Raw genomic sequence first — 20,587 nt, forward strand, 5'->3', positions numbered from 1 at the left:
GCGCCCAGCGCGATGCCTACGTGGTCTTTTTTCTCGGCTTCTTTACGCTGCTCGCGCCGCTGCTGCAGTCGCAATCGCTGCCCATGGCGCTGGGCATCGCGGTCGCCGTCTGGGGGCTGCTGACGGCGTTGGTGCTGGCCCATCGGCCCAACGGCACACCGCCGCTGCGCCAGGCCGCGGCGACGGCGGGCGCGTTGATGGCGGTCGGCGCGCCGATCATGGCCCTGCTGTTCGCGCTGTTTCCGCGTCTGCCGCCGCTGTGGGGCATTCCCACCGACAGCCCACTGGGGCGCAGTGGCCTGTCCGGCCAAATGCAGGTGGGCGATGTGGCGCGGCTCGCGCTCGACGACCGGGTCGCCTTGCGCGTGGCGTTTCCCGCGGGCGCGCCGCCGCGCGACGCGCTGTACTTCCGCGGGCCCGTGCTGCGGGTGTTCGACGGTCGGCGCTGGCGCCCCTTGCACGGCCCGGACGCCGCGACCGGCCTGCCCGCGGCACTGGTGCAGGCCGACACCCGCGGCGCGTTCGAGCCCGGCGGCGCGGCCGTGCCCTACCGCGTGACGCTCGAGCCCACGTCGCGCCCCTGGTTGCTGACGCTGGAGGGCACGGCCGACACCCCGGTGGTCACGGGCGCCTCGGCGGGGCTGGAGGACCTGCGGCTGCAGCCCTCCCCCGATGGCCAATGGTGGCTCAACCGCCCGATCACCGACGTCCTGCGCTACGAGGCGCAGGCGCATCCCGCGCATCGCGTGGGGCTGGACACCCCGCGTCTGGCCCTACAAGTGGACCGCGAGCTGCCCCCCGGCTACAACCCGCGCACCCTGGCCTGGGCGCAAGCGCTGCGCCGCGACCTGGGCGAGCCCGCGCCGCGCGTGCTGATGGACGCGCTGCTGCGCCACCTGCGCGAAGGCGGCTACCGCTACACCCTCGAACCCGGCGTCTATGGCCGCGACACCGCCGACGAGTTCTGGTTCGACCGCCGCGCCGGCTTTTGCGAACACATCGCCTCGGCGTTCGTGATCGCGCTGCGCGCCCTGGACATTCCGGCGCGCGTCGTCACGGGCTATCAGGGGGGCGAGCGCAATCCGCTCGACGGCCTGTGGACCGTTCGCCAAAGCGACGCCCATGCCTGGGCCGAGGTTTGGCTGCCGGGCGAGGGCTGGGTACGCGTCGATCCGACGGCCTACGTCGCGCCGGATCGTACCGCCGCGGGTGAGCGCTTACGCCCCCCGCCAGGGGTTTGGGCGGCCGCCATCGTGCGCGTCGATCCGGCGCTGTGGAGCCGTTTGCGCGCCGCCTGGGATGCGGCCAACCAGCGCTGGAACGACTGGATCCTGAACTACGGCGCGACGCGCCAAGTCGAATGGCTGCGGCGCCTGGGCATCCAGGCCAGCGGGTGGCAGGACGTCGCGCGGGTGCTGGGCGGTGCGCTGGGCTTGGCGGCGCTGTTGGGGGTGGCGGCCCTGCTGCTGCAGCGCCCACGGCCCGACCGCTGGCACCGGCTGCTGGCACGCGGCGCCGCGCGCTGGGCGCGTGCGGGCGTGCCGTGCCCGCCCCCGCTGACCCCGGCACGGCTGCGCGCGGCCATCGAGGCCCAGGCGCACCTGCCCCCCGGGGTGCAACAGGCGTGGGGCGCGTGGCTCGGCGCGCTCGAAGCGGCGCGCTACGATCCGCAACACACGACCGACCCGGCCTCACCCACCATGCCCACCCTGTCCGCGCTCGCGCAACGACTGCGCACCTTGCCCACGCCCGCCGTCCGCCCCGAGGGCCAACGCCGTTGGCGGCCCTGGGCCGGGCTGCTCGTCGCGCTGGCCGTGGGCCTGCCCAGCCCACCGACACCGGCGCAGCCCCCCACGCGGGCCGCGGCCCCCGCGCCTGGCTACGGCGCGCGCGGCGACGCCCAGGCGCTGGCCGAGGCCATCGACCGCGCCGAGGGCTGGGACGATGGTTGGGCCCGCCGCTGGCTCGGCCAGGCGCGCCACGATGCGCGCGTGGCACGCTTCATCCTGCCGCCACCCCCGGCCGCTTTCAAGGACTGGGCGGCTTACCGGGCGCGTTTCGTCGAACCGCGGCGCATCGCCGCCGGCGTGCGGTTTTGGGACACCCATGCCGCGGCGCTGGAGCGCGCGCAGGCCGAGTACGGCGTGCCAGCCTGGGTGATCGTGGGCATCATCGGGGTCGAAACGCTCTACGGTCGCCACCTGGGCACGCACCGCACACTGGACGTGCTGGCCACACTGGCGCTGGATTTTCCGGCCGAACACCCGCGCGCCGAGGCACGGCAGGCGTACTTTCGCGAGGAGCTGCGGGCGTTTTTGCGGCTGGCCCGCATCGCGGGCATCGCGCCGGATGCGTGGCGCAGCAGCTACGCTGGCGCCATGGGCCTGCCCCAATTCATGCCCAGCAATTGGCTGACCTATGCGGTGGACTTCGACGGCGACGGCCGCATCGATCTGGCCGCCAGCGCCGCCGACGCCATCGGCTCGGTGGCGCGCTTTTTGCACGCGCACGGCTGGCAGCGCGACCTGCCGGCGCGCTTCGATGTCACGCCACCGCCCCCCGGCGCCGACCTGGAAGCGCTGCTGGCGCCCGACATTCGCCCCACCTTCACACTGGACGAGGTGCGCGCGCGGGGCGCCCAGCCCGCCCCCGAGGCCGAGGGCTACCGCGGCAAGCTGGCGCTGGTGGCGCTGGAAAACGGCGACCCCAACCAGGGCGGCACGCCCCCGACCTATGTGTTGGGCACGGGCAATTTCTACGCGTTGACCCGCTACAACCCAAGCAGCTACTACGCCATGGCGGTGCTGGACCTGGGGCTGGCCGTCGAACGGGCACGGCGCGAACGCTGACCCGCGCAGCCCCGTGGCGGCGCCGCTGAGCCGCTGTGGGGCCGGAAGGCAAGCGGGTTTCCCCTGAGGGCTGGCGCCGCCGCATGGCGCTACGATCGGGCGCATGACACGCCTAGTCTGGAGGTCACCCATGCGCCTACTTCGTCGACTCGCCACCGCCTGGGGGCTCGGGGCCGCGCTCGTCGCCGGCTCTGCCGCAGCCCAGTCCACCCAGTTCATCAACGTGCTCACCGGGGGACAAAGCGGCGTGTACTACCCCGTGGGGGTGGCCCTGTCGCAAATCTACGCCAAGGACATCCCCAACGTCCGCAGCACGGCGCAGGTCACGCGCGCCTCGGCCGAAAACCTCAACCTGCTGCAAGCGGGGCGTGGCGAAGCCGCGTTCACGCTCGCCGATGCGCTTTCGGATGCCTGGCGCGGCAACGAAGAGGCCGGCTTCAAACAAAAACTCGACAAGCTGCGCGGCATCGCGGGCCTGTACAACAACTACATCCAAATCGTCGCCAACGCCGACGCGGGTATCCGCACGCTGGCCGATCTGAAGGGCAAACGCGTGTCGGTCGGGGCGGCGCGCTCGGGCACCGAGCTCAACGCCCGTGAAATTTTCAAGGCGGCGGGCTTGTCGTACAGCGACCTCGCCAAGGTGGAATACCTGCCCTTTGGCGAGTCGGTCGAGCTCATGAAAAACCGGCAGCTCGACGCCACGCTGCAGTCGGCCGGCCTGGGCGTGGCCTCCATCCGTGACCTGGCCACCGCCATCAAAATCGTGGTGATTCCGGTGCCGGCCGATGTCGTGGCCAAGGTCGGGGACCCGGCCTACCAGCCGGCCGTCATCCCGGCCAACACCTACACCGGCCAGACCGCCGACGTACCAACGGCGGCCATTCCCAACTTTCTGGTCACCCACGCCGGGGTGCCAGACGATGTGGTCTACCGCATGACCAAGGCGATGTTCGACAACCTGGACACGCTCTACGCCGCGCACAACGCCGCGCGCGGCATCAAGCGCGAAAACGCGCTCAAGGGCATGCCGGTGCCCCTGCACCCGGGTGCCGAGCGTTACTACCGCGAGGTCGGCCTGCTGAAGTGATCGCCGCATGAACGCCGCCACGCCCAGCGCGCCGGCGGCCACCCCCTCCCATCGGGCCGACCTGCGCGGCCCGATTTTTTGGGTGGCGCTGGCCTTTGCGGCCTTCCAGCTGTGGATGGCCGCCTTTCACCCCCTGTCCAGCCAGGTCATTCGCGCCATGCACGTGGGCTTCGTGCTGTGGCTGGTGTTTTTGGTGTACCCGCCGTTTCGGCAACACCCCGGCTGGCTCGGACGCGCCGGCCGCGCCCTGGGCTGGGGCTTGGGCCTCGCCGGCCTGGGCACGGGGCTCTATCAGTGGGTGTTCGAAGCCGACCTGACCCAGCGCGCCGGCGAACTGGCCGGCTGGGACTGGTGGGTGGGTATCGCCGCCATTGCCTTGGTGTTCGAAGCCGCGCGCCGCGTCATGGGCTGGGGCCTTCCCATCATCTGCGCCGTGTTTTTGGCCTACGGCGCCTTGGGCCAACACCTGCCGGGCGCGTTGGCCCATCGTGGCTACGACTGGGAGATCCTGATCGCCACGCTGGGCTTTGGCACCGAGGGGATCTACGGCACCCCTACCTACGTATCCTCGACCTACATCTTTCTGTTCATCCTGTTTGGCGCGTTTTTGGAACAGGCCGGCATGGTGCGTCTGTTCACCGATTTCGCCATGGGCACGGTGGGCCACACGCGCGGCGGGCCGGCCAAGGTGGCGGTGATTTCCTCCGGCCTGATGGGCACGATCAACGGCTCGGGTGTGGCCAACGTGGTGACCACCGGCCAGTTCACCATCCCGTTGATGAAGCGCTTTGGCTACAGCCCGGCGTTTGCCGGCGGCGTCGAGGCCACCTCCAGCATGGGCGGCCAGATCATGCCCCCGGTGATGGGGGCGGTGGCCTTCATCATGGCCGAGACGATCAACGTGCCGTACCTCGCCATCGTCAAGGCGGCCCTGATCCCCGCCATCCTGTACTTCGCCACCGCGTTTTGGATGGTGCACCTGGAGGCCGGGCGCAAGGGCCTGACAGGCCTGCCGCGGGAACAATGCCCGGATCCCTGGGCGGCGGTGCGCGAGCGCTGGTACCTGCTGCTGCCGCTGGCGTGCCTGGTGGCCCTGCTGTTTTCCGGCTACACGCCGATGTTTTCCGGCACGGTGGGCCTGGCGCTGACGGTGATTCTGATCTTTGGCGCGGCGGTGATGCAGGGCGTGCGCGGGCTACCGCTGCGGGTGCTGTTCTGGGTGCTGCTGGCGCTGGCGTGCAGCGGCTTCTTCCGGTTTGGGGCGGGGACCTTTTTCGTGGTGACGGCGGCGCTGGTGGGGCTGACCTATGTGCTGCGCGTCGGGGCCGACGCGCGGCGCACGGCGCTTGCGGCGCTGGCCGATGGGGCCACGCACGCGCTGCCGGTGGCGTCGGCGTGCGCGCTGGTGGGGGTGATCATTGGCGTCATCAACCTCACCGGTGTGGCGGCCGAAATCGGCGGGCATGTCATCGCCATCGGCCGCGACAACCTGCTGCTGGCGCTGTTGTTGACCATGCTGACCTGCCTGGTGCTGGGCATGGGCATCCCCACCATTCCCAACTACATCATCACCAGCTCGCTGGCGGCGCCGGTGCTGCTGGAGCTGGGCGTGCCGCTGATCGTGTCGCACATGTTCGTGTTTTACTTTGGCATCATGGCCGACCTCACGCCACCGGTGGCGCTGGCGGCGTTTGCGGCCGCGCCCATCGCACGCGAAAGCGGCCTGCGCATCAGCCTCAAGGCGATCCAGGTGGCGATCGCCGGCTTCGTCGTGCCCTACATCGCGGTCTACAGCCCGGCGTTGATGCTGCAAGGCGACCCCAGCGTGTGGGCCGTTGCCTGGGTGGTCTTCAAGGCCCTGGTCGCCATCGGCCTGTGGGGGGCGGGTGCCGTGGGCTACCTTTGGGGGCCGCTGGCCTGGTGGGAGCGCATCTGGGCGGTGGCTGCGGCCAGCCTGTTGGTGGTGGCACTGCCCATCACCGACGAGGCGGGCCTGGGCGCCACGGTGGCACTGCTGGCCTGGCACGGGCTGCGCCAGCGGCGGCGCACGCGTGCCACCTGACATGACCGGCGCCACCGGCCTGGCCCTGTGCCTGCTGGCGGCCGCGTCACCGGCGGCGCTCCCGCCCCACGATGACGGCCCCCGGGTCGCGGGTGAAATCGCGCTGGCCGCGCAGCAGGTACAGCTGCGCTGGACCCACTCCATCGAGCGCGTGCGCTGGGAGGAGACGTATCGGCTCGTGGGGCCTGGCGCACCGGCTGCGGCGGCCCCCTGCACGGTGCCGGCGCAGGCCGCCCTGTGCCTGCTGCGCGCCCGCGTGCAGGGCAGCGGCGCCGGCATGGAGCCGGCCCCGAGCGCCGTTTGGCGCGACGGTGGCTTTGAGTGGGGGCCTGCCCCCACGGCGGTGGCGGCGCTGCGCCTGATGCACTCGCCCTATGTGGCCGACTACACCCTGTGCCTGGACGGACACTGCCAGGCACTGACGCAGTGGCTGGGGCCGGCCGGCGCGGCCGCCGCCGACGCGGTGGTGCGGCTGCGCGCCTGTGCGCCATAAGGCCCCCGCCCACGGGGACCGCCGTGGGGGTGCCGTGGGGGGCGCCATCGCCGCGCGCCACTGCCCGGCCGCCGGGCCGGCACCGCACGCGTCACGCAGCTGTCACGCGCGCGCCGTATGCTGGCGGTCCGATCGTCGCCATGCGTACCGCCATCCTGACGTTGCCCGGTGCCGTCGCACCGCCCGACCCCCACAGTGTGCACGCACTGCTGCGCGCACAGACGTTGCGCATGCACGTCCAGCCGATCGTCGATCTGCTCACCCACCGCGTCGCGGGACACGAGGCCCTGGTGCGCACGCCCGCCGACTGCGCGTGGCGTTCGCCCGACGCGCTGTTTCAGGCCGCGCGCCGCGAGCACTGCGTGCTGGAACTGGAACACGCCTGTGTGGAACAGGCGCTCAAGGCCTGTTGCCAGGCCGGACTCGGGCGTCTGTTCATCAACCTCAGCGCCGAGGCCTTGGCGGCGATGGACGACTTGCCGCTGCCGCCGTGTGTCAACGACCGCGACGACGTACCCCTGGCCGGCGTGGTCATCGAATTGACCGAGCATGAGCGGGTGCACGAGCTCGAACCGCTGCAGCGTGTGCTGACGCGCTGGCGCGCTGCGGGTGCCGCGCTCGCGCTCGACGACTTTGGCGACGGGCGCTCCAGCCTGCGCCTGTGGTCGGAGTTGCGCCCGGAGTACGTCAAAATCGACAAATATTTTGTGCGCGACGTGCACCGCCTGGGCGACAAGCTCAAGACCATACGCGCCCTGCAGCAATTGGCCGACACCTTCGGCTCGCGCCTGATCGCCGAAGGGGTGGAGTGCGCCGACGAGCTGCTGGTGCTGCGCGACCTGGGCATCCCCTATGCGCAGGGGTATTTTCTGGGGCGGCCCGGACCCGAGCCGGCGACCGAACTGCCAGCGGCGGTGCTGCAGACGCTGGGCAATCGCCACATCGCGGTGCTGCCCGAAGACCGGCACGTGGCCAACCGCGGCCTGACCGCCCAGGCGCTGCTCATGGAGGCGCCCGCGCTGCCCCACACCGCCAGCCATGCCCAAGCCGCGGAGCTGTTTCACCACCACCCGGAGCTCGAGTCGGTGGCCCTGATCGACGAGGAGCAGCGCCCGTTGGGGCTGCTGGCACGCCACACGCTGCAGGAGCTCTCGCTCAACCAGCTCTATTTCCGCGAGCTCTACGGGCGCCGCCCTGCGCTCATTCACGCCAACCCGCAGCCGCTGTGCGTCGAGGTGCTCACGCCCATCGAGCAGCTGACCCAGGTGTTGACGTCCCCCGACCAGCGCTACCTGCGCGAAGGCTTCATCCTGACGGAAAACGGCCGCTACCGCGGCTTGGGCACCAGCGAACAGCTGGTGCGCCGCGTCACCGAGGCGCGCATCGAGGCCGCCCGCCACGCCAACCCGCTGACCGCGCTGCCAGGCAACGTGCCCCTGACGCTGCACATCGAGCGGCTGCTCGACCACGGCGAGCCGTTCATCGCCTGCTACGCCGATCTCAACCATTTCAAGGCCTTCAACGACCACTACGGCTATTGGCGCGGCGACGAGATGATCCGCCTGCTGGCCCGCTGCCTGGCGGCGGCGTGCGACACCCGGCTGGACTTTTTGGGCCATGTCGGCGGCGACGATTTCGTGCTGCTGATGCAAAGCGCGGACTGGCAGGAACGGTTGCAGACCGCGGTCGAGCGTTTCAACGGGCTTGCGCGCGACCTGTACGACCCCGGCGCCCGTCAGGCCGGCGGTATTTGGGCCGAAGACCGTCACGGCGTGATGCGCTTTCACCGCCTGACCACCGTCAGCATCGGCGTGTTGCAGGTGCAGCCCGGGCGCTACCGCCACGCCGAAGCGGTGGCCAGCGCCGCCGCGGCCGCCAAGCACCTGGCCAAACAGGGCGAGCGCGGCGTCCACGTCCTCAGCGATGCCGAGGCCAGCCGTTACGGCGAGGCGGCGTCGGCCGTATCCGCCGGTGCCTCCTCCGCCGCGCCAACAGCGCCGGCGGGCGCGCCCATCCAGTAACGGCGCCGGCGCTCGCGCTCGCACGCCAGGCGCTCGGGTGCGGTGCTGCGCCAGGTCACCGCGCCACAGGTGGCGGTGTTGACCCAGGGGATGCGCCGCGCCTGCAAGCGCTGCACCACCTGCGGATGGGGGTGGCCGTAGCGGTTGCGCCATCCGGCCTGGATGACCACCGCCTGCGGGCGCAGCCCGTCCAGCCAGGGCCCCGCGGTGGAGGTGCGGCTGCCGTGGTGCGCGGCCACCAGCAGGCCCGTGCGCAGTGTGGGGTCGGCGCGCAGCAGCGCAAGCTCCTCCGCCTCGCGGATGTCGCCCGTCAACAGCGCCGCGCGCGCTCCCTGGCCGATGCGCAACACGCACGACCGGGCGTTGTCGCCGCCGCGCGCGGGCGGCACCCAGTCGGGCGCAGGCGGGTGCAAAAATTCGAAGCGCACCCCGTCCCACTCCCACGCCACGCCCGCCGTGCAGAGGGAGAAGGCGCCGCCGTGACGCGCGCCCGGATCGAACGAAGTCCACCACTGCGCCCCCGGGTAAGCGCGCGCCAGCGTGCGCAAACCGGCCGCGTGGTCGCTGTCGTCGTGGCTGACGACGATCGCGGACGGGCGCTCGCCAAGCGCTTGCAGCCACGGCAGCAGCACCCGCTCGGCCGCGTCGCTGTGACCCAACGGCGGGCCAGCGTCGAACAGCAGCGTGTGACGTGCCGTGCGCACGATCGCCGCGCTACCCTGCCCCACGTCGGGCAGCAGCACCTCGAAGGTGCCGGGGGCGGGCGCTGCCGGTTGGTAGGCCAGCACCGGCCACACCAGCAGGGCGCCGCCCCAACGCCAGCGCCACGGCACGCGCCACACGCACAGCAGCGCGCCCGCGCACGCCGCCAGCGCCAGCGGCCAGGGCGGCGCCGGCCGTGACCAGACCGCCCCGGGCCACGCCGCCAGGGCGTGCACCAGTTCCAACAAGCCTTGCGCCATCCAACCCGCCAGCCCCCACAGCGGTGGCGCCAGCAGGCCCGCCAGCGCCACGGGCGTCATCACCCAGGTCACCCAGGGGATGGCGATCAGGTTGGCCACCAAGCCCACCAGGGACACGTGGCCAAACCACCATAGGGTCAAGGGTGCCAGCGCCAGGGTGACGACCGCTTGCACCCGCAGCAGCTCGCGCGCCGCCTGCACCAGCCACGCCCCCACGCCCGCGCGGGGCGCGCTGGGCGCGGGCCCCAGGCCGAACAACACCGCCACCGCCACAAAGCTCAGCCAAAACCCCGGCTGCCACCACGCCCACGGGTCGATCAGCAGCGCCACCGCCATGGCGCCGAGCCAGATCACCGGCCACGGCCAGCGGCGCCCGCTGAGCTGCAGCGCCACCACCGCCGCCAGCATGACCACCGTGCGCTGCGCCGGCACGCCCCAGCCAGCAAACAGCGCGTAGGCCCAGGCCAACGCCACTCCCCCCACCCCGGCCGCCACCGGCGCGGGACAGTGCAACAGCAGCCCGGGCCAGCGCCGACCTACCGCGCGCCACAGCCCCTGCACCACCGCGATCGCCAGCCAGGCAAACAGCGTCACGTGCAGGCCCGAAATCGCCACCAGATGCGCCACCCCGGTGGCGCGTATCGCCGCCCAGTCCGCGCCCGGAATGGCCGCCTGGTCCCCGGTCACCAGTGCCGCCACCAGCCCCACCGCAGCCGGCGGGTGCTGAGCCGCCAGCCGCTCGACGATGGCGTCCCGCACCCGCGTGCGGGCGCGCTCGACCGGCACGCGCCACGGCTCGTCCGTCACCAGCACCGGCGGCGCGTCGCGCACGCCGCTGAGCACGCTGGCGGTGGCGACCACGCCCTCGCGCCACCACCAGGTCTCGGCGTCGAACCCATACGGGTTGGCCAACCCACGCGGCGCGCGCAGCCGCAACACGCCGCGCCAGGTCTGCCCCGGCAGCACCTGCGGCGCGGCGGCGTCGCGCATGGTGCCGGGGACGCGCCAGCTCACCCGCACCGTCCCCGCCACGGTCAGCGGCGTGCCATCGGCGCGCGTCGCTTGCAGCAGCTCGGCGTCAAAGCGGGTGCCGCCCTCGCCACGCTGCGGCAGCGCGGTGACGCGCCAGACGGCCTGCACCCGCGCCCCGTCGGCATGCGCTGGCAACGCCTGCGCCGCCAGCGCCAGCGCGCGCACCCCGGTAAGCGCAAAGGCCAGCGCCGCGGCCACGGGCAACCATCCCCACGCACAACGGGCCCCGTCGGGCGCTTGACGACACCGGCGGGCCCACGACAGTGCCACGGCGGCCGCCGCCAGGCCCAGTGCCGCATAGCCCGCCAGGGTCCACAACGCCGGCTGCGTGAGCTGCAGCGCGGTGCCGACGATCCAGCCGACCCCCGCGGGCACCACGGCCCGCCGCCCAACCCACCCGCGCCCCTGCGTCATGCCCCCTCCCCTGCTGCCCTGTCGCGCCCGCCGCGCCGGCGTCCCTCCCATGCCTTGGGGGCGATTATCGATGGCGCGCCACCGCGCTGACTAGAATGGCGCACATTCCACGGAGCATTGCCATGAGCGTCTACACCCGTCTGTCCGAGCAAGGCATCCACCTGCCCCCCGTGGCGGTGCCCGCCGCCGCCTACGTGCCCTTCGTGCAAACCGGCAAGCTGGTTTTTCTCAGCGGTCACATCGCCAAGCGCGATGGCAAGCCCTGGGTGGGCCAGCTGGGCTTGACCATGACCACCGCGGAAGGTCAGGCTGCCGCGCGCGCCGTGGCGGTGGACCTGCTGGGCACACTGGAGGCCGCGTGCCGCGCCGCGGGCACCACGCTCGACGGCGTGCGGCGCATCGTCAAGGTGCTCAGCCTCGTCAACTCGACCAACACCTACACCGAGCAGCACCTGGTCACCAACGGCTGCTCGGAGCTGTTGGTGCAGGTGTTTGGCGCCGAGGTGGGCGCGCACGCGCGCAGCGCCTTTGGCGTGGCGCAGCTGCCGCTGGGGGCCTGCGTCGAAATCGAGCTCATCGCCGAGCTGGCCTGAACGCCACGGCCAGCGCTGGCGCGCCGTGGCGCGACCGGCGGCGCTGTCACACCAGCCGCAGCACGCGCGCCGGCTTGAAGCCGAAATGGGCGTCGCGCCCCTTGCGCGCGCGTGCGCCGGCAGCGTTGCCCAGGGTGCGGGACTCCAACGTCTCAGCGCGCGGCTTGCCGCCCCGCCCCACGCCGTCGACGCACACGCTGCGCGCGTAGGCCGCCGCGCCCACCAGGCGCTCGCCGTCCTCCAGGCGCATCAGCAACAGGCCGCGCCCGCCGTTGGGCAGGGGCTTGAGCGCATCGAGGCCAAAGGTCAGGATGCGCCCGCCCGTGCTCACGCAGCACACGTGGGTGGCGGCAGGGAGCGCGAGCGCCGCATCGCCCTCGGGCGGCGGCGGCGGCGCGACGATGCTCCCCTCGGCCGCGCCATACTGCCAGCGGCCCAGCCCGCTGACCGGGGACGGCCAGCAGGGCGCTTCGCCGTCTTCCAGCGTCAAAAACGCCTTGCCGCCGCGCTGGCGCGTGGTCATGTCGGCCACCGTCGCCCAAAAGCCGTAGCCACCCGAGCTGCTGAGCAGCAGCGTGGCCGACGCCGGCCCGGCGATGTAGTGCAGCGGCTGCGTGCCCGGTTCGAGGTCGATGAGGGTGGTGATGGGCTGCCCGTCGCCGCGCGCACCGGGCAGGCTGGCCACCGGCACGCTGTAGACGCGCCCGTTGCTGCCCAGCACGATGAGCGTGTCCACGGTGCGGCACTCGAAGGTGCCGTACAGGCCGTCGCCGGCCTTGAACGCAAAGCCTGCCGCATCGTGGCCGTGGCCGGTGCGCGCACGCACCCAGCCTTTGGCCGACACCACCACGGTGACCGGCTCGTTGACCACCCGGATCTCGGCCACGGCTTTCTTGTCGGCCTGAATGAGCGTGCGGCGCGCGTCGCCAAAGGTTTTGGCGTCGGCCTCGATCTCGCGCACCATGAGCCGCCGCAGGCTGGCCGGGTTGGCCAAAATGTCCTCGAGCTGGCCCTGCTCCTGCCACAGGTCCTGCAACTCCTGTTCGATCTTGATCGCCTCCAGCCGCGCCAGTTGGCGCAGGCGGATTTCCAGGATGTCGTCGGCCTGCCGCTCGGTCAGCCCAAAGCGCGCCATCAGCGCCGCGCGGGGCTCGTCGCTCGCGCGGATGATGGCGATCACCTCGTCGATGTTGAGCAGGACGATCTGCCGCCCCTCCAGGATGTGGATGCGCTCGAGCACCTGGTCGAGGCGGTGGCGCGAGCGGCGCACGATCGTGTCTTGTCGAAAGGCGATCCACTCCTGCAGGATGTGCCGCAAGGGCTTGACCGTGGGCTTGCCGTCACGGCCGACCACGGTCAGGTTGACCGGCACCGAGGTCTCCAGGCTGGTGTGGGCCAGCAGCGGCGTGATCAGCTCGGCCTGGGCGATGCGGCTGCTCTTGGGCTCGAACACCAGGCGCACCGGCGCTTCTTTGCTGGATTCGTCGCGCACGCCGTCGAGCACCGCCAGCAAACTGGCTTTGAGCTGCTGCTGCTCCTGCGTCAGCGTTTTTTTACCGGGGCGCACCTTGGGGTTGGTGAGCTCCTCGATTTCTTCGAGCACCTTTTGCGCGCTCACCCCCGGCGGCAGCTCGTGCACCACGAGCTGCCACTGGCCGCGCGCCAGATCTTCCACGCGCCAGCGCGCGCGCACCTTGAGGCTGCCGCGTCCGCTGCGGTAGGCCTCCTGGATATCCGCGGCAGGGCTGATGATCTGCCCACCGCCGGGATAGTCCGGGCCGGGTAGCAGGGCCAAGAGCGCGTCGTCGGCAAGCTGCGGATCTTTCACCAGCGCCACGCAGGCGTCGGCCACCTCGCGCAGGTTGTGGCTGGGGATTTCGGTGGCCATGCCCACCGCGATGCCGCTGGCGCCATTGAGCAGCACGAACGGCAGGCGCGCGGGCAGTTGGCGCGGCTCCTCGGTCGAGCCGTCGTAGTTGGGCAGCCAATCGACCGTGCCCTGGTCGATCTCGTCGAGCAGCAAGGTGCTGATGCGGCTCAGGCGCGCCTCGGTGTAGCGCATGGCGGCGGCGCCGTCGCCATCGCGGCTGCCAAAGTTGCCCTGGCCATCGATGAGCGGATAGCGCTGCGCAAAATCCTGCGCCATGCGCACCAGGGCGTCGTAGGCCGCCTGGTCGCCGTGCGGGTGAAAACGCCCCAGCACATCGCCCACCACGCGCGCGCTCTTGACGGGCTTGGCCGGCGTGCCACGGTTGGGCCCCGTCCAGCCCAGGCCCATGCGCTGCATGGCGTACAAAATGCGCCGCTGCACGGGTTTTTGCCCGTCGCAGACATCGGGCAAGGCCCGGCCTTTGACGACCGACAGCGCATATTCCAGGTACGCCCGCTCGGCGTAGGCGGCCAGGCTGTCCGGGTCACCCGCCGCGGTCATCGCAGCACGCGGCGGCGCTTCATCGTTGTGCATCGTCATGGCCTCCTGGCGTCACACGTCGATGTCCACGGCATCGCCGTAGCGCTCCATGAGCTCGCGGCGTGCCGCCGCCTCGCCCTTGCCCATGAGCTGGTTCAAACGCGCCGCGGTCGTCGCGGCGTCCCATCCCCCAAGCGTCACCGGCAGCAGTCGCCGCGTCTCCGGGTTGAGCGTGGTGTCCCACAGCTGCTCGGCGCTCATTTCGCCCAGCCCTTTGAAGCGGCTGATCTGGCACTTCTCGCGCGGCACGCCTTCTTTGGCGCATTTGTCCAGGATCGCCGCCAACTCGCCGTCGTCGAGCGCATAAAACTTGCCCGCCGGTTTTTTGCCGCGCGCCGGCACGTCCACCCGGTACAGCGGCGGACGCGCCACGTACACATGCCCGGCCTCGATGAGCTTGGGAAAGTGCCGGAAAAACAGCGTCAGCAGCAGCACCTGGATGTGCGCCCCGTCCACGTCGGCGTCGCTGAGGATGCAGATCTTGCCGTAGCGCAAGCCGCTGAGGTCCACCGCATCGTCGGGGCCATGCGGATCGACGCCAATGGCCACCGCGATGTCGTGGATCTCGGTGTTGGCAAACAGCCGGTCGCGCTCGACCTCCCAGGTGTTGAGCACCTTGCCGCGCAGCGGCAGCACCGCCTGGTACGCTTTGTCGCGCCCCATCTTGGCGCTGCCGCCGGCGCTGTCGCCCTCGACCAAAAACAGCTCGTTGCGCGACAGGTCGCGGCTTTCGCAGTCGGTGAGCTTGCCCGGCAGCACCGCCACGCCCGAGCCTTTGCGCTTTTCCACCTTCTGCGCGGCCTTCTGCCGGCTTTGCGCGGTGCGTATCACCAACTCCGCCAGGCGCTTGCCGTGCTCCACGTGCTGGTGCAGCCACAACTCCAGCGCCGGCCGCACAAACGCCGCGACCAGCCGCAGCGCGTCGCGGGAATTGAGCCGCTCTTTGATCTGGCCCTGGAACTGCGGGTCCAGCACCTTGGCGCTGAGCACGTAACTCGCACGCGCGAACACGTCCTCGGGCAACAGCTTGACCCCCTTGGGCAGCAACGCGTGCAGCTCGATGAAGCTGCGCACGGCCTGAAACAGCCCCTCGCGCAAGCCGCTGTCGTGGGTGCCGCCTGCGGGGGTGGGGATGAGGTTGACGTAGCTCTCGCGCACCAGGGGGCCGTCCTCGGTGAACGCCACCGCCCACGCCGCGCCTTCGCCCTCGGCAAAGCTCTCGTGGCCCACCTCGGCATACCCTTCGCCCTCGAACAGCGGGATGATCGGCTCGGCCGCCAGCGTCTGCTGCAGGTAGTCGCTCAAGCCCCCCTTGTACTGCCAGGTGTGGGTTTCGCGCGTCTTTTCATTCACCAGCGTGACGGTCACGCCCGGCATCAGCACCGCCTTGCTGCGCAAGAGGTGGGTGAGTTCCCCCGCGGGCAGGGCCACGCTGTCGAAGTAGCGCGCATCCGGCCACACGCGCACCGTCGTGCCCTGCCGACGCTCACCCGGCTGCAGGGGGCGGCGCGCCATCGACTCGACGACGTCGCCACCGGCAAACACGATGCGGGCGACGTGGCCGTCGCGGTGGCTGGCCACCTCCAGCCGGGTGGACAGCGCGTTGGTCACGCTCACCCCGACGCCGTGCAACCCGCCCGAAAAGCTGTACGCCCCGCCCTGCCCCTTGTCGAACTTGCCGCCCGCATGCAAGCGGGTAAACACCAGCTCCAGCACCGGCGCCCCTTCCTCGGGGTGCAGCCCGTGGGGGATGCCACGCCCGTCGTCCTCCACGCTGACCGAGCCGTCGGTGTGCAGCGTGACGCGGATGCGGCGGCCAAACCCCGCCAGCGCCTCGTCGGCGGCGTTGTCGATCACCTCCTGCACGATGTGCAGCGGGTTGTCGGTGCGGGTGTACATGCCCGGGCGCTGCTTGACGGGCTCCAGCCCTTTGAGCACCCGGATCGATGCCTCGGCGTAGCCGGCCCCCTGGCCCGGCGCGGTGGTGGATGCGGACATGGCGGCGGATTGTACGGAGCGCCCAAGCGGCACGCCGGTGCCGGGGGTGGGCCTTAGGGCGGGGCTTGACAACCACGCGACGGTGTGTTTTGCACACCCCGGCGCGCCCGGGCCGCCGTGCGTTTGCCGCCACGCCTGCCCCTTGGTTGCGCTGCAACGCACTCAGAAAACACCATAAGTGTTTGTTTCACAAAACATTTTTTGGCTGCACAAAAAACAGGCAATCTGTCCAAACCCTTGAATGCCGTGCGTTTGCGCCGCGTGCTCACGCCTTACCCACAACGTTATCCACAGCAATTTGGGAAAAGGGTCAAGAACCTTTGCGCCGCAAGGACTTGCCGGTACGAGCTCACATCCATCCTGCGATTGGGGACGCAACCGGGCATCGTCGCGCTGCCCACACGGCCCGCACGGCGCGCCGCGTTGCGCTACAGTCGCCGCATGGCCGCGTCCCAACGACTCTCCGCCACCCAGGTGTTGCTGTGTGGCGCGCTCATCGTCACCCTGTCCATGGGCATCCGCCACGGTTTTGGCCTGTGGCTGCAGCCCATCACCCAAGCCCAAGGCTGGACGCGCGAGACCTTCGCCTTCGCGATGGCGGTGCAAAACCTGGCTTGGGGCGGTTTTGGCATCTTCGCCGGCATGGCGGCCGACCGCTTCGGCGCGCTGCGCGTGCTCGTCGGCGGGGCGGCGCTGTACGCGCTGGGCCTGCTGGGCATGGCGCTGGCCGAGTCGGTGCTGGTGTTCGCGCTGACGACCGGGGTGCTGATCGGCGCCGCGCAGGCCGGCACCACCTACGCCATCATCTACGGCGTCATCGGGCGTCAAATCCCCGCCGAGCGGCGCTCCTGGGCCATGGGGCTGGCAGCTGCGGCCGGCTCGTTTGGCCAGTTTTTGATGGTGCCGCTGGAGGGGTGGCTGATCGGCACGTTTGGCTGGCAGCAGGCGCTGCTGATCCTGGCCGCGGCGGCGCTGCTGATCGCACCCCTGGCCTGGGGGCTGCGCGAGCCGGACTTTCGCCCCGGCGCGGCGCGCGCGGTGCGCGAGCAGACCATCGGCCAGGCGTTGCGCGAAGCGTTTGGCTACCGCAGCTTTCAGCTGCTCATGGCGGGGTATTTCGTCTGCGGTTTTCAGGTCGTCTTCATCGGCGTGCACATGCCCAGCTACCTCAAAGACCAGGGCCTGGCGCCGCAGGTGGCCAGCACGGCGCTGGCGCTCATCGGCCTGTTCAACGTGTTGGGCACCTACGCCGCCGGCGCGCTGGGGCAGCGGCTGGCCAAGCGCAAAATCCTCGCCGCCATCTATTTGCTGCGCTCGATCGCCATCACGCTGTTCCTGGCCGCGCCGCTCACGCCGGTCAGCGTGTACGTCTTTGCGGCCGCGATGGGGCTGCTGTGGCTGTCCACGGTGCCACCGACCAACGCCATCGTGGCGCAGATTTTTGGCGTTGCCCATTTGTCGATGTTGGGCGGCTTCGTCTTCTTTAGCCACCAAATCGGCAGCTTCATGGGCGTGTGGCTGGGGGGCTGGCTCTACGACCACACCGGCAGCTACGACATCGTCTGGTGGATCTCGATCGCGCTGGGGGTGTTCGCCGCCGTCGTCAACTGGCCGATCCAGGAGGCGCCGATTCGCCGTGGCCCGACGCCGCTGACGGGCCAAACGGCGTGATACCCCGCCCAAACGCGGCACAATCCGGGCTGCGATGTCGCTGCGCCACCCCATGCTCCCAACCGTGGCCCGCCGCCTGCTGAGCTGGGCGGCGGCACTGGGCGTGTGCCTGGGCGTGTTTGCGTGGTACCTGCAACCGGCGTTTTTGCGCACCCTGGCGGATCGGCTGTGGAGCTGCTTTTGACCCTGTCCGTGCACCACGACCTCCCGGCGTCGCCCTGGATCACCCGCTTTGCGCCGCTGCTGCAGGCGCTGCGCGCCGCCCGTCCGGACCCCGCGGAACCGGTGCAAGCGCTCGACCTGGCATGCGGCAGCGGCCGCCACACGCGCTGGCTGGTTGCGCAGGGCTGCCAGGTCACGGCCGTCGATCGCGACGCCGCGGCACTGGCGCACCTGGCCGACCTCGACGGCCCCGTGCAGCGCGTCGTGGCCGACCTGGAAAACGGCCCCTGGCCGCTGGCGCAGCGCCGCTTCGACGTGGTGCTGGTCACCAACTACCTGTGGCGAGCGCTGCTGCCGCGCATCGTGCAGGCGGTGGGCGACGGCGGTCTGCTGCTGTACGAAACCTTCGCCCAGGGCAACGAAACCGTGGGCAAACCGTCGCGCCCCGACTTTTTGCTCGCCCCCGGCGAGCTGCTGCGCGCCTGCGCGGGGCTGCGCGTGATCGCGTACGAGGACGGCTTTTTGCCCGAGCCGCCGCGCTTCGTGCAACGCATCGCGGCGGTGCGCGAACGCGCCGCCACCACCACCCCCGTGCGCTATCCCCTGGCCTGATGCCGCCCCGAACCGAATGGCTGGTTAGAATGCCCCTTGCACTTTGTCCTTGCCACCCGCACACGCCATGAAGCCCATCACCGGCAGCATCGTCGCCCTCGTCACCCCCATGCACGAGGACGGCCGCGTCGACTACGACACCCTGCGCACGCTCATCGACTGGCACATCGACCAAGGCACCGACTGCATCGGCGTGGTCGGCACCACGGGCGAATCGCCCACGGTCAGCGTCGAGGAACACTGCGAAATCATCCGCGTCGCCGTGGAACAGGCCGCCGGGCGCCGGCCCATCATGGCCGGCTGCGGGGCCAATTCCACGCGCGAAGCGATTGCGCTGGCCGAATTTGCCCGCAAGGTTGGCGCCGATTGTCAGCTGCAGGTCGTGCCCTACTACAACAAACCCACGCAGGAAGGGCTGTACCAGCACTTCAAGGCCATTGCCGAGGCCACGGGCGACCTGCCCATCGTGCTCTACAACGTGCCCGGGCGCACCGTGGCCGACCTGCAACCCGAGACCGTGCTGCGCCTGGCCGAGGTGCCCGGCATCGTCGGCATCAAGGAGGCCACCGGCAACCTCGAGCGCGCGCAGTGGTTGATCCGCGCCAAGCCCGCGGACTTTGCGGTCTACTCAGGTGACGACGCCACGGCCGTGGCGCTCATGCTCTGCGGCGGCCAGGGCAATGTCAGCGTCACCGCCAACGTCGCCCCGCGTCTGATGCACGAGTTGTGCGTCGCCGCCATCGCCGGCGATGCCCGCACCGCCATGCGCATCCAGATGCAGCTGCTGCCGCTGCACAAGCAGCTCTTCGTCGAGGCCAACCCCATCCCCGTCAAATGGGCCATGGCGCGCCTGGGCCTGTGCGGCCCCACGCTGCGCCTGCCCATGACGCCGCTGTCGGCCCACCACCAGCCGGCGGTCGAGGCGGCCCTGCGCGCCGCCGGCCTGCTCTGAATCCGCCCACCCCGTTGTCCAGGGAACCCCCATGCGCCACCTTGACTGCTTCGACCGCGCCGCCTCCCGCCGCGCCTGGCCACTCGCGCCCCTGGCGCTGGCGGTGCTGCTCGCCAGCGGCTGCTCGGTGCTCGAAGAAGACCGCATCGACTACAAAAGCGCCAAGCAAATCAACCGCTTGGAAGTCCCACCGGATCTGACGCAGCTGGCCCGCGATTCGCGCTACGCGCTGCCCAGCGGGCCCGTCACCGCCTCGGGCTATCAGGCCACGGAAGCCGCCCGCCCCACCGCCACGGCCGCCCCCACCCAAATCGGCGACGTGCGCATCGAGCGCGCCGGCAACCAGCGCTGGCTGGTGGTGGATCGCCCCCCCGAACAGCTGTGGCCCGCGCTGCGCGACTTCTGGCAGGAAAACGGCTTTTTGCTCACGCTCGACCAGCCCCAGCTGGGCCTGCTGGAGACCGACTGGGCGGAAAACCGCGCCAAGATCCCGCAGGACATCATCCGCGCCACGATCGGCAAGCTGTTCGACAACCTCTACTCGACCGGGGAGCGCGACAAGTTCCGCACCCGCGTCGAGCGCAGCGCCAGCGGCGGCAGCGAAATCTTCATCAGCCACCGCGGCATGGTGGAGGTGTACACCAACGAGCGCAAGGACAACACGGTGTGGCAGCCGCGCCCGGCCGACCCGGAGCTGGAAGCCGAGTTTTTGCGCCGGCTCATGGTCAAGCTGGGGGTCAGCCAGGAGCAGTCCAAGGCCGCGCTGGCCGCCGGCGCCAAGCCGCCCGTGGCGCAGCTGCAAACGATCGATGGCCAGCCCGCCGTGGTCCTCGACGAAAACTTCGACCGCGCTTGGCGCCGCGTCGGGCTGGCGCTGGACCGCAGCGGCTTCACCGTCGAAGACCGCAACCGCGCCGAGGGCGTGTACTTCGTGCGCTACGTGCCCGCCGACGCCTCCACGGCGGCGCGCGAGCCGGGCTTTTTCGGCCGCATCACCGGCTGGTTCAGCAGCTCGGACAAAGCGCAGGCCAACCCCACGCGCTACCGCATCCGCGTGGTGGGCAGCGGGGAGCGCACCACCGTCACGGTGCTCGATGCCAACGGGCAGCCCGAGCGCTCGGCCACCGCACAGCGCATCGCGCAACTGCTTGCCGACGACATGAAGTGACGCGCCGCAGGGCGCCCGCCTCCTCCGGGCCGCAACCC

General features: G+C 70.9%; 14 protein-coding genes. 11 read left to right on the forward strand and 3 right to left on the reverse strand.

The window, feature by feature from the left end; all coding sequences use genetic code 11:
• The 5 genes from mltB to Tther_RS09085 form a co-directional block, all read left to right on the forward strand.
• The coding region (gene mltB, locus Tther_RS09065) for a lytic murein transglycosylase B (RefSeq protein WP_143903091.1) at positions 1-2,849 on the forward strand (2,849 nt) is incomplete at its 5' end.
• Positions 2,850-2,979: 130 nt separating this feature from the next.
• Complete coding sequence (locus Tther_RS09070; RefSeq protein WP_143903093.1) at positions 2,980-3,939, forward strand: TAXI family TRAP transporter solute-binding subunit; 960 nt, start codon at positions 2,980-2,982, stop codon at positions 3,937-3,939.
• A gap of 7 nt (positions 3,940-3,946) precedes the next feature.
• Complete coding sequence (locus tag Tther_RS09075) at positions 3,947-6,001, forward strand: TRAP transporter permease (RefSeq protein WP_143903095.1); 2,055 nt, start codon at positions 3,947-3,949, stop codon at positions 5,999-6,001.
• A gap of 1 nt (position 6,002) precedes the next feature.
• On the forward strand, positions 6,003-6,494 hold the full coding sequence (locus tag Tther_RS09080) for a DUF1850 domain-containing protein (RefSeq protein ID WP_143903097.1): 492 nt from the start codon (positions 6,003-6,005) through the stop codon (positions 6,492-6,494).
• Between the two features lie 140 nt (positions 6,495-6,634).
• On the forward strand, positions 6,635-8,515 hold the full coding sequence (locus Tther_RS09085) for an EAL domain-containing protein (protein ID WP_143903099.1): 1,881 nt from the start codon (positions 6,635-6,637) through the stop codon (positions 8,513-8,515).
• On the opposite strand, the gene Tther_RS09090 is transcribed toward Tther_RS09085, so the two are convergent.
• The gene (locus Tther_RS09090; protein WP_143903101.1) at positions 8,434-10,923 is read right to left on the reverse strand and encodes a DNA internalization-related competence protein ComEC/Rec2; all 2,490 of its coding nucleotides are present in this window, start codon (positions 10,921-10,923) and stop codon (positions 8,434-8,436) included. The genes Tther_RS09085 and Tther_RS09090 overlap by 82 nt on opposite strands.
• A 122-nt stretch (positions 10,924-11,045) precedes the next feature.
• Between Tther_RS09090 and Tther_RS09095 the strand changes: the two genes are divergently transcribed.
• On the forward strand, positions 11,046-11,516 hold the full coding sequence (locus tag Tther_RS09095; protein WP_143903103.1) for a RidA family protein: 471 nt from the start codon (positions 11,046-11,048) through the stop codon (positions 11,514-11,516).
• Positions 11,517-11,562: 46 nt separating this feature from the next.
• Here Tther_RS09095 and parC read toward each other — a convergent pair whose 3' ends face one another.
• Positions 11,563-13,980, reverse strand: coding sequence for a DNA topoisomerase IV subunit A (gene parC / locus Tther_RS09100; protein ID WP_185975049.1), 2,418 nt, complete (start codon positions 13,978-13,980; stop codon positions 11,563-11,565).
• A gap of 18 nt (positions 13,981-13,998) precedes the next feature.
• Positions 13,999-15,984, reverse strand: coding sequence for a DNA topoisomerase IV subunit B (locus tag Tther_RS09105; protein WP_143903105.1), 1,986 nt, complete (start codon positions 15,982-15,984; stop codon positions 13,999-14,001).
• Between the two features lie 441 nt (positions 15,985-16,425).
• Here Tther_RS09105 and Tther_RS09110 point away from each other — a divergent pair, with 441 nt between their 5' ends.
• From Tther_RS09110 to bamC, 5 genes are all read left to right on the forward strand, one after another.
• On the forward strand, positions 16,426-17,655 hold the full coding sequence (locus tag Tther_RS09110) for an MFS transporter (RefSeq protein WP_143903107.1): 1,230 nt from the start codon (positions 16,426-16,428) through the stop codon (positions 17,653-17,655).
• Between the two features lie 52 nt (positions 17,656-17,707).
• Positions 17,708-17,839, forward strand: a complete 132-nt coding sequence (locus Tther_RS13650) for a hypothetical protein (protein WP_281280171.1) — start codon at positions 17,708-17,710, stop codon at positions 17,837-17,839.
• Complete coding sequence (locus tag Tther_RS09115) at positions 17,836-18,429, forward strand: class I SAM-dependent methyltransferase (RefSeq protein WP_425472818.1); 594 nt, start codon at positions 17,836-17,838, stop codon at positions 18,427-18,429. The genes Tther_RS13650 and Tther_RS09115 overlap by 4 nt, the downstream gene beginning before the upstream one ends.
• Before the next feature lie 67 nt (positions 18,430-18,496).
• Complete coding sequence (gene dapA, locus Tther_RS09120; protein ID WP_143903109.1) at positions 18,497-19,381, forward strand: 4-hydroxy-tetrahydrodipicolinate synthase; 885 nt, start codon at positions 18,497-18,499, stop codon at positions 19,379-19,381.
• Between the two features lie 31 nt (positions 19,382-19,412).
• The gene (bamC, locus tag Tther_RS09125; RefSeq protein ID WP_143903110.1) at positions 19,413-20,549 is read left to right on the forward strand and encodes an outer membrane protein assembly factor BamC; all 1,137 of its coding nucleotides are present in this window, start codon (positions 19,413-19,415) and stop codon (positions 20,547-20,549) included.
• Positions 20,550-20,587 lie beyond the last annotated feature (38 nt).

Source organism: Tepidimonas thermarum (assembly GCF_007556705.1).
Lineage (GTDB): Bacteria > Pseudomonadota > Gammaproteobacteria > Burkholderiales > Burkholderiaceae_C > Tepidimonas > Tepidimonas thermarum.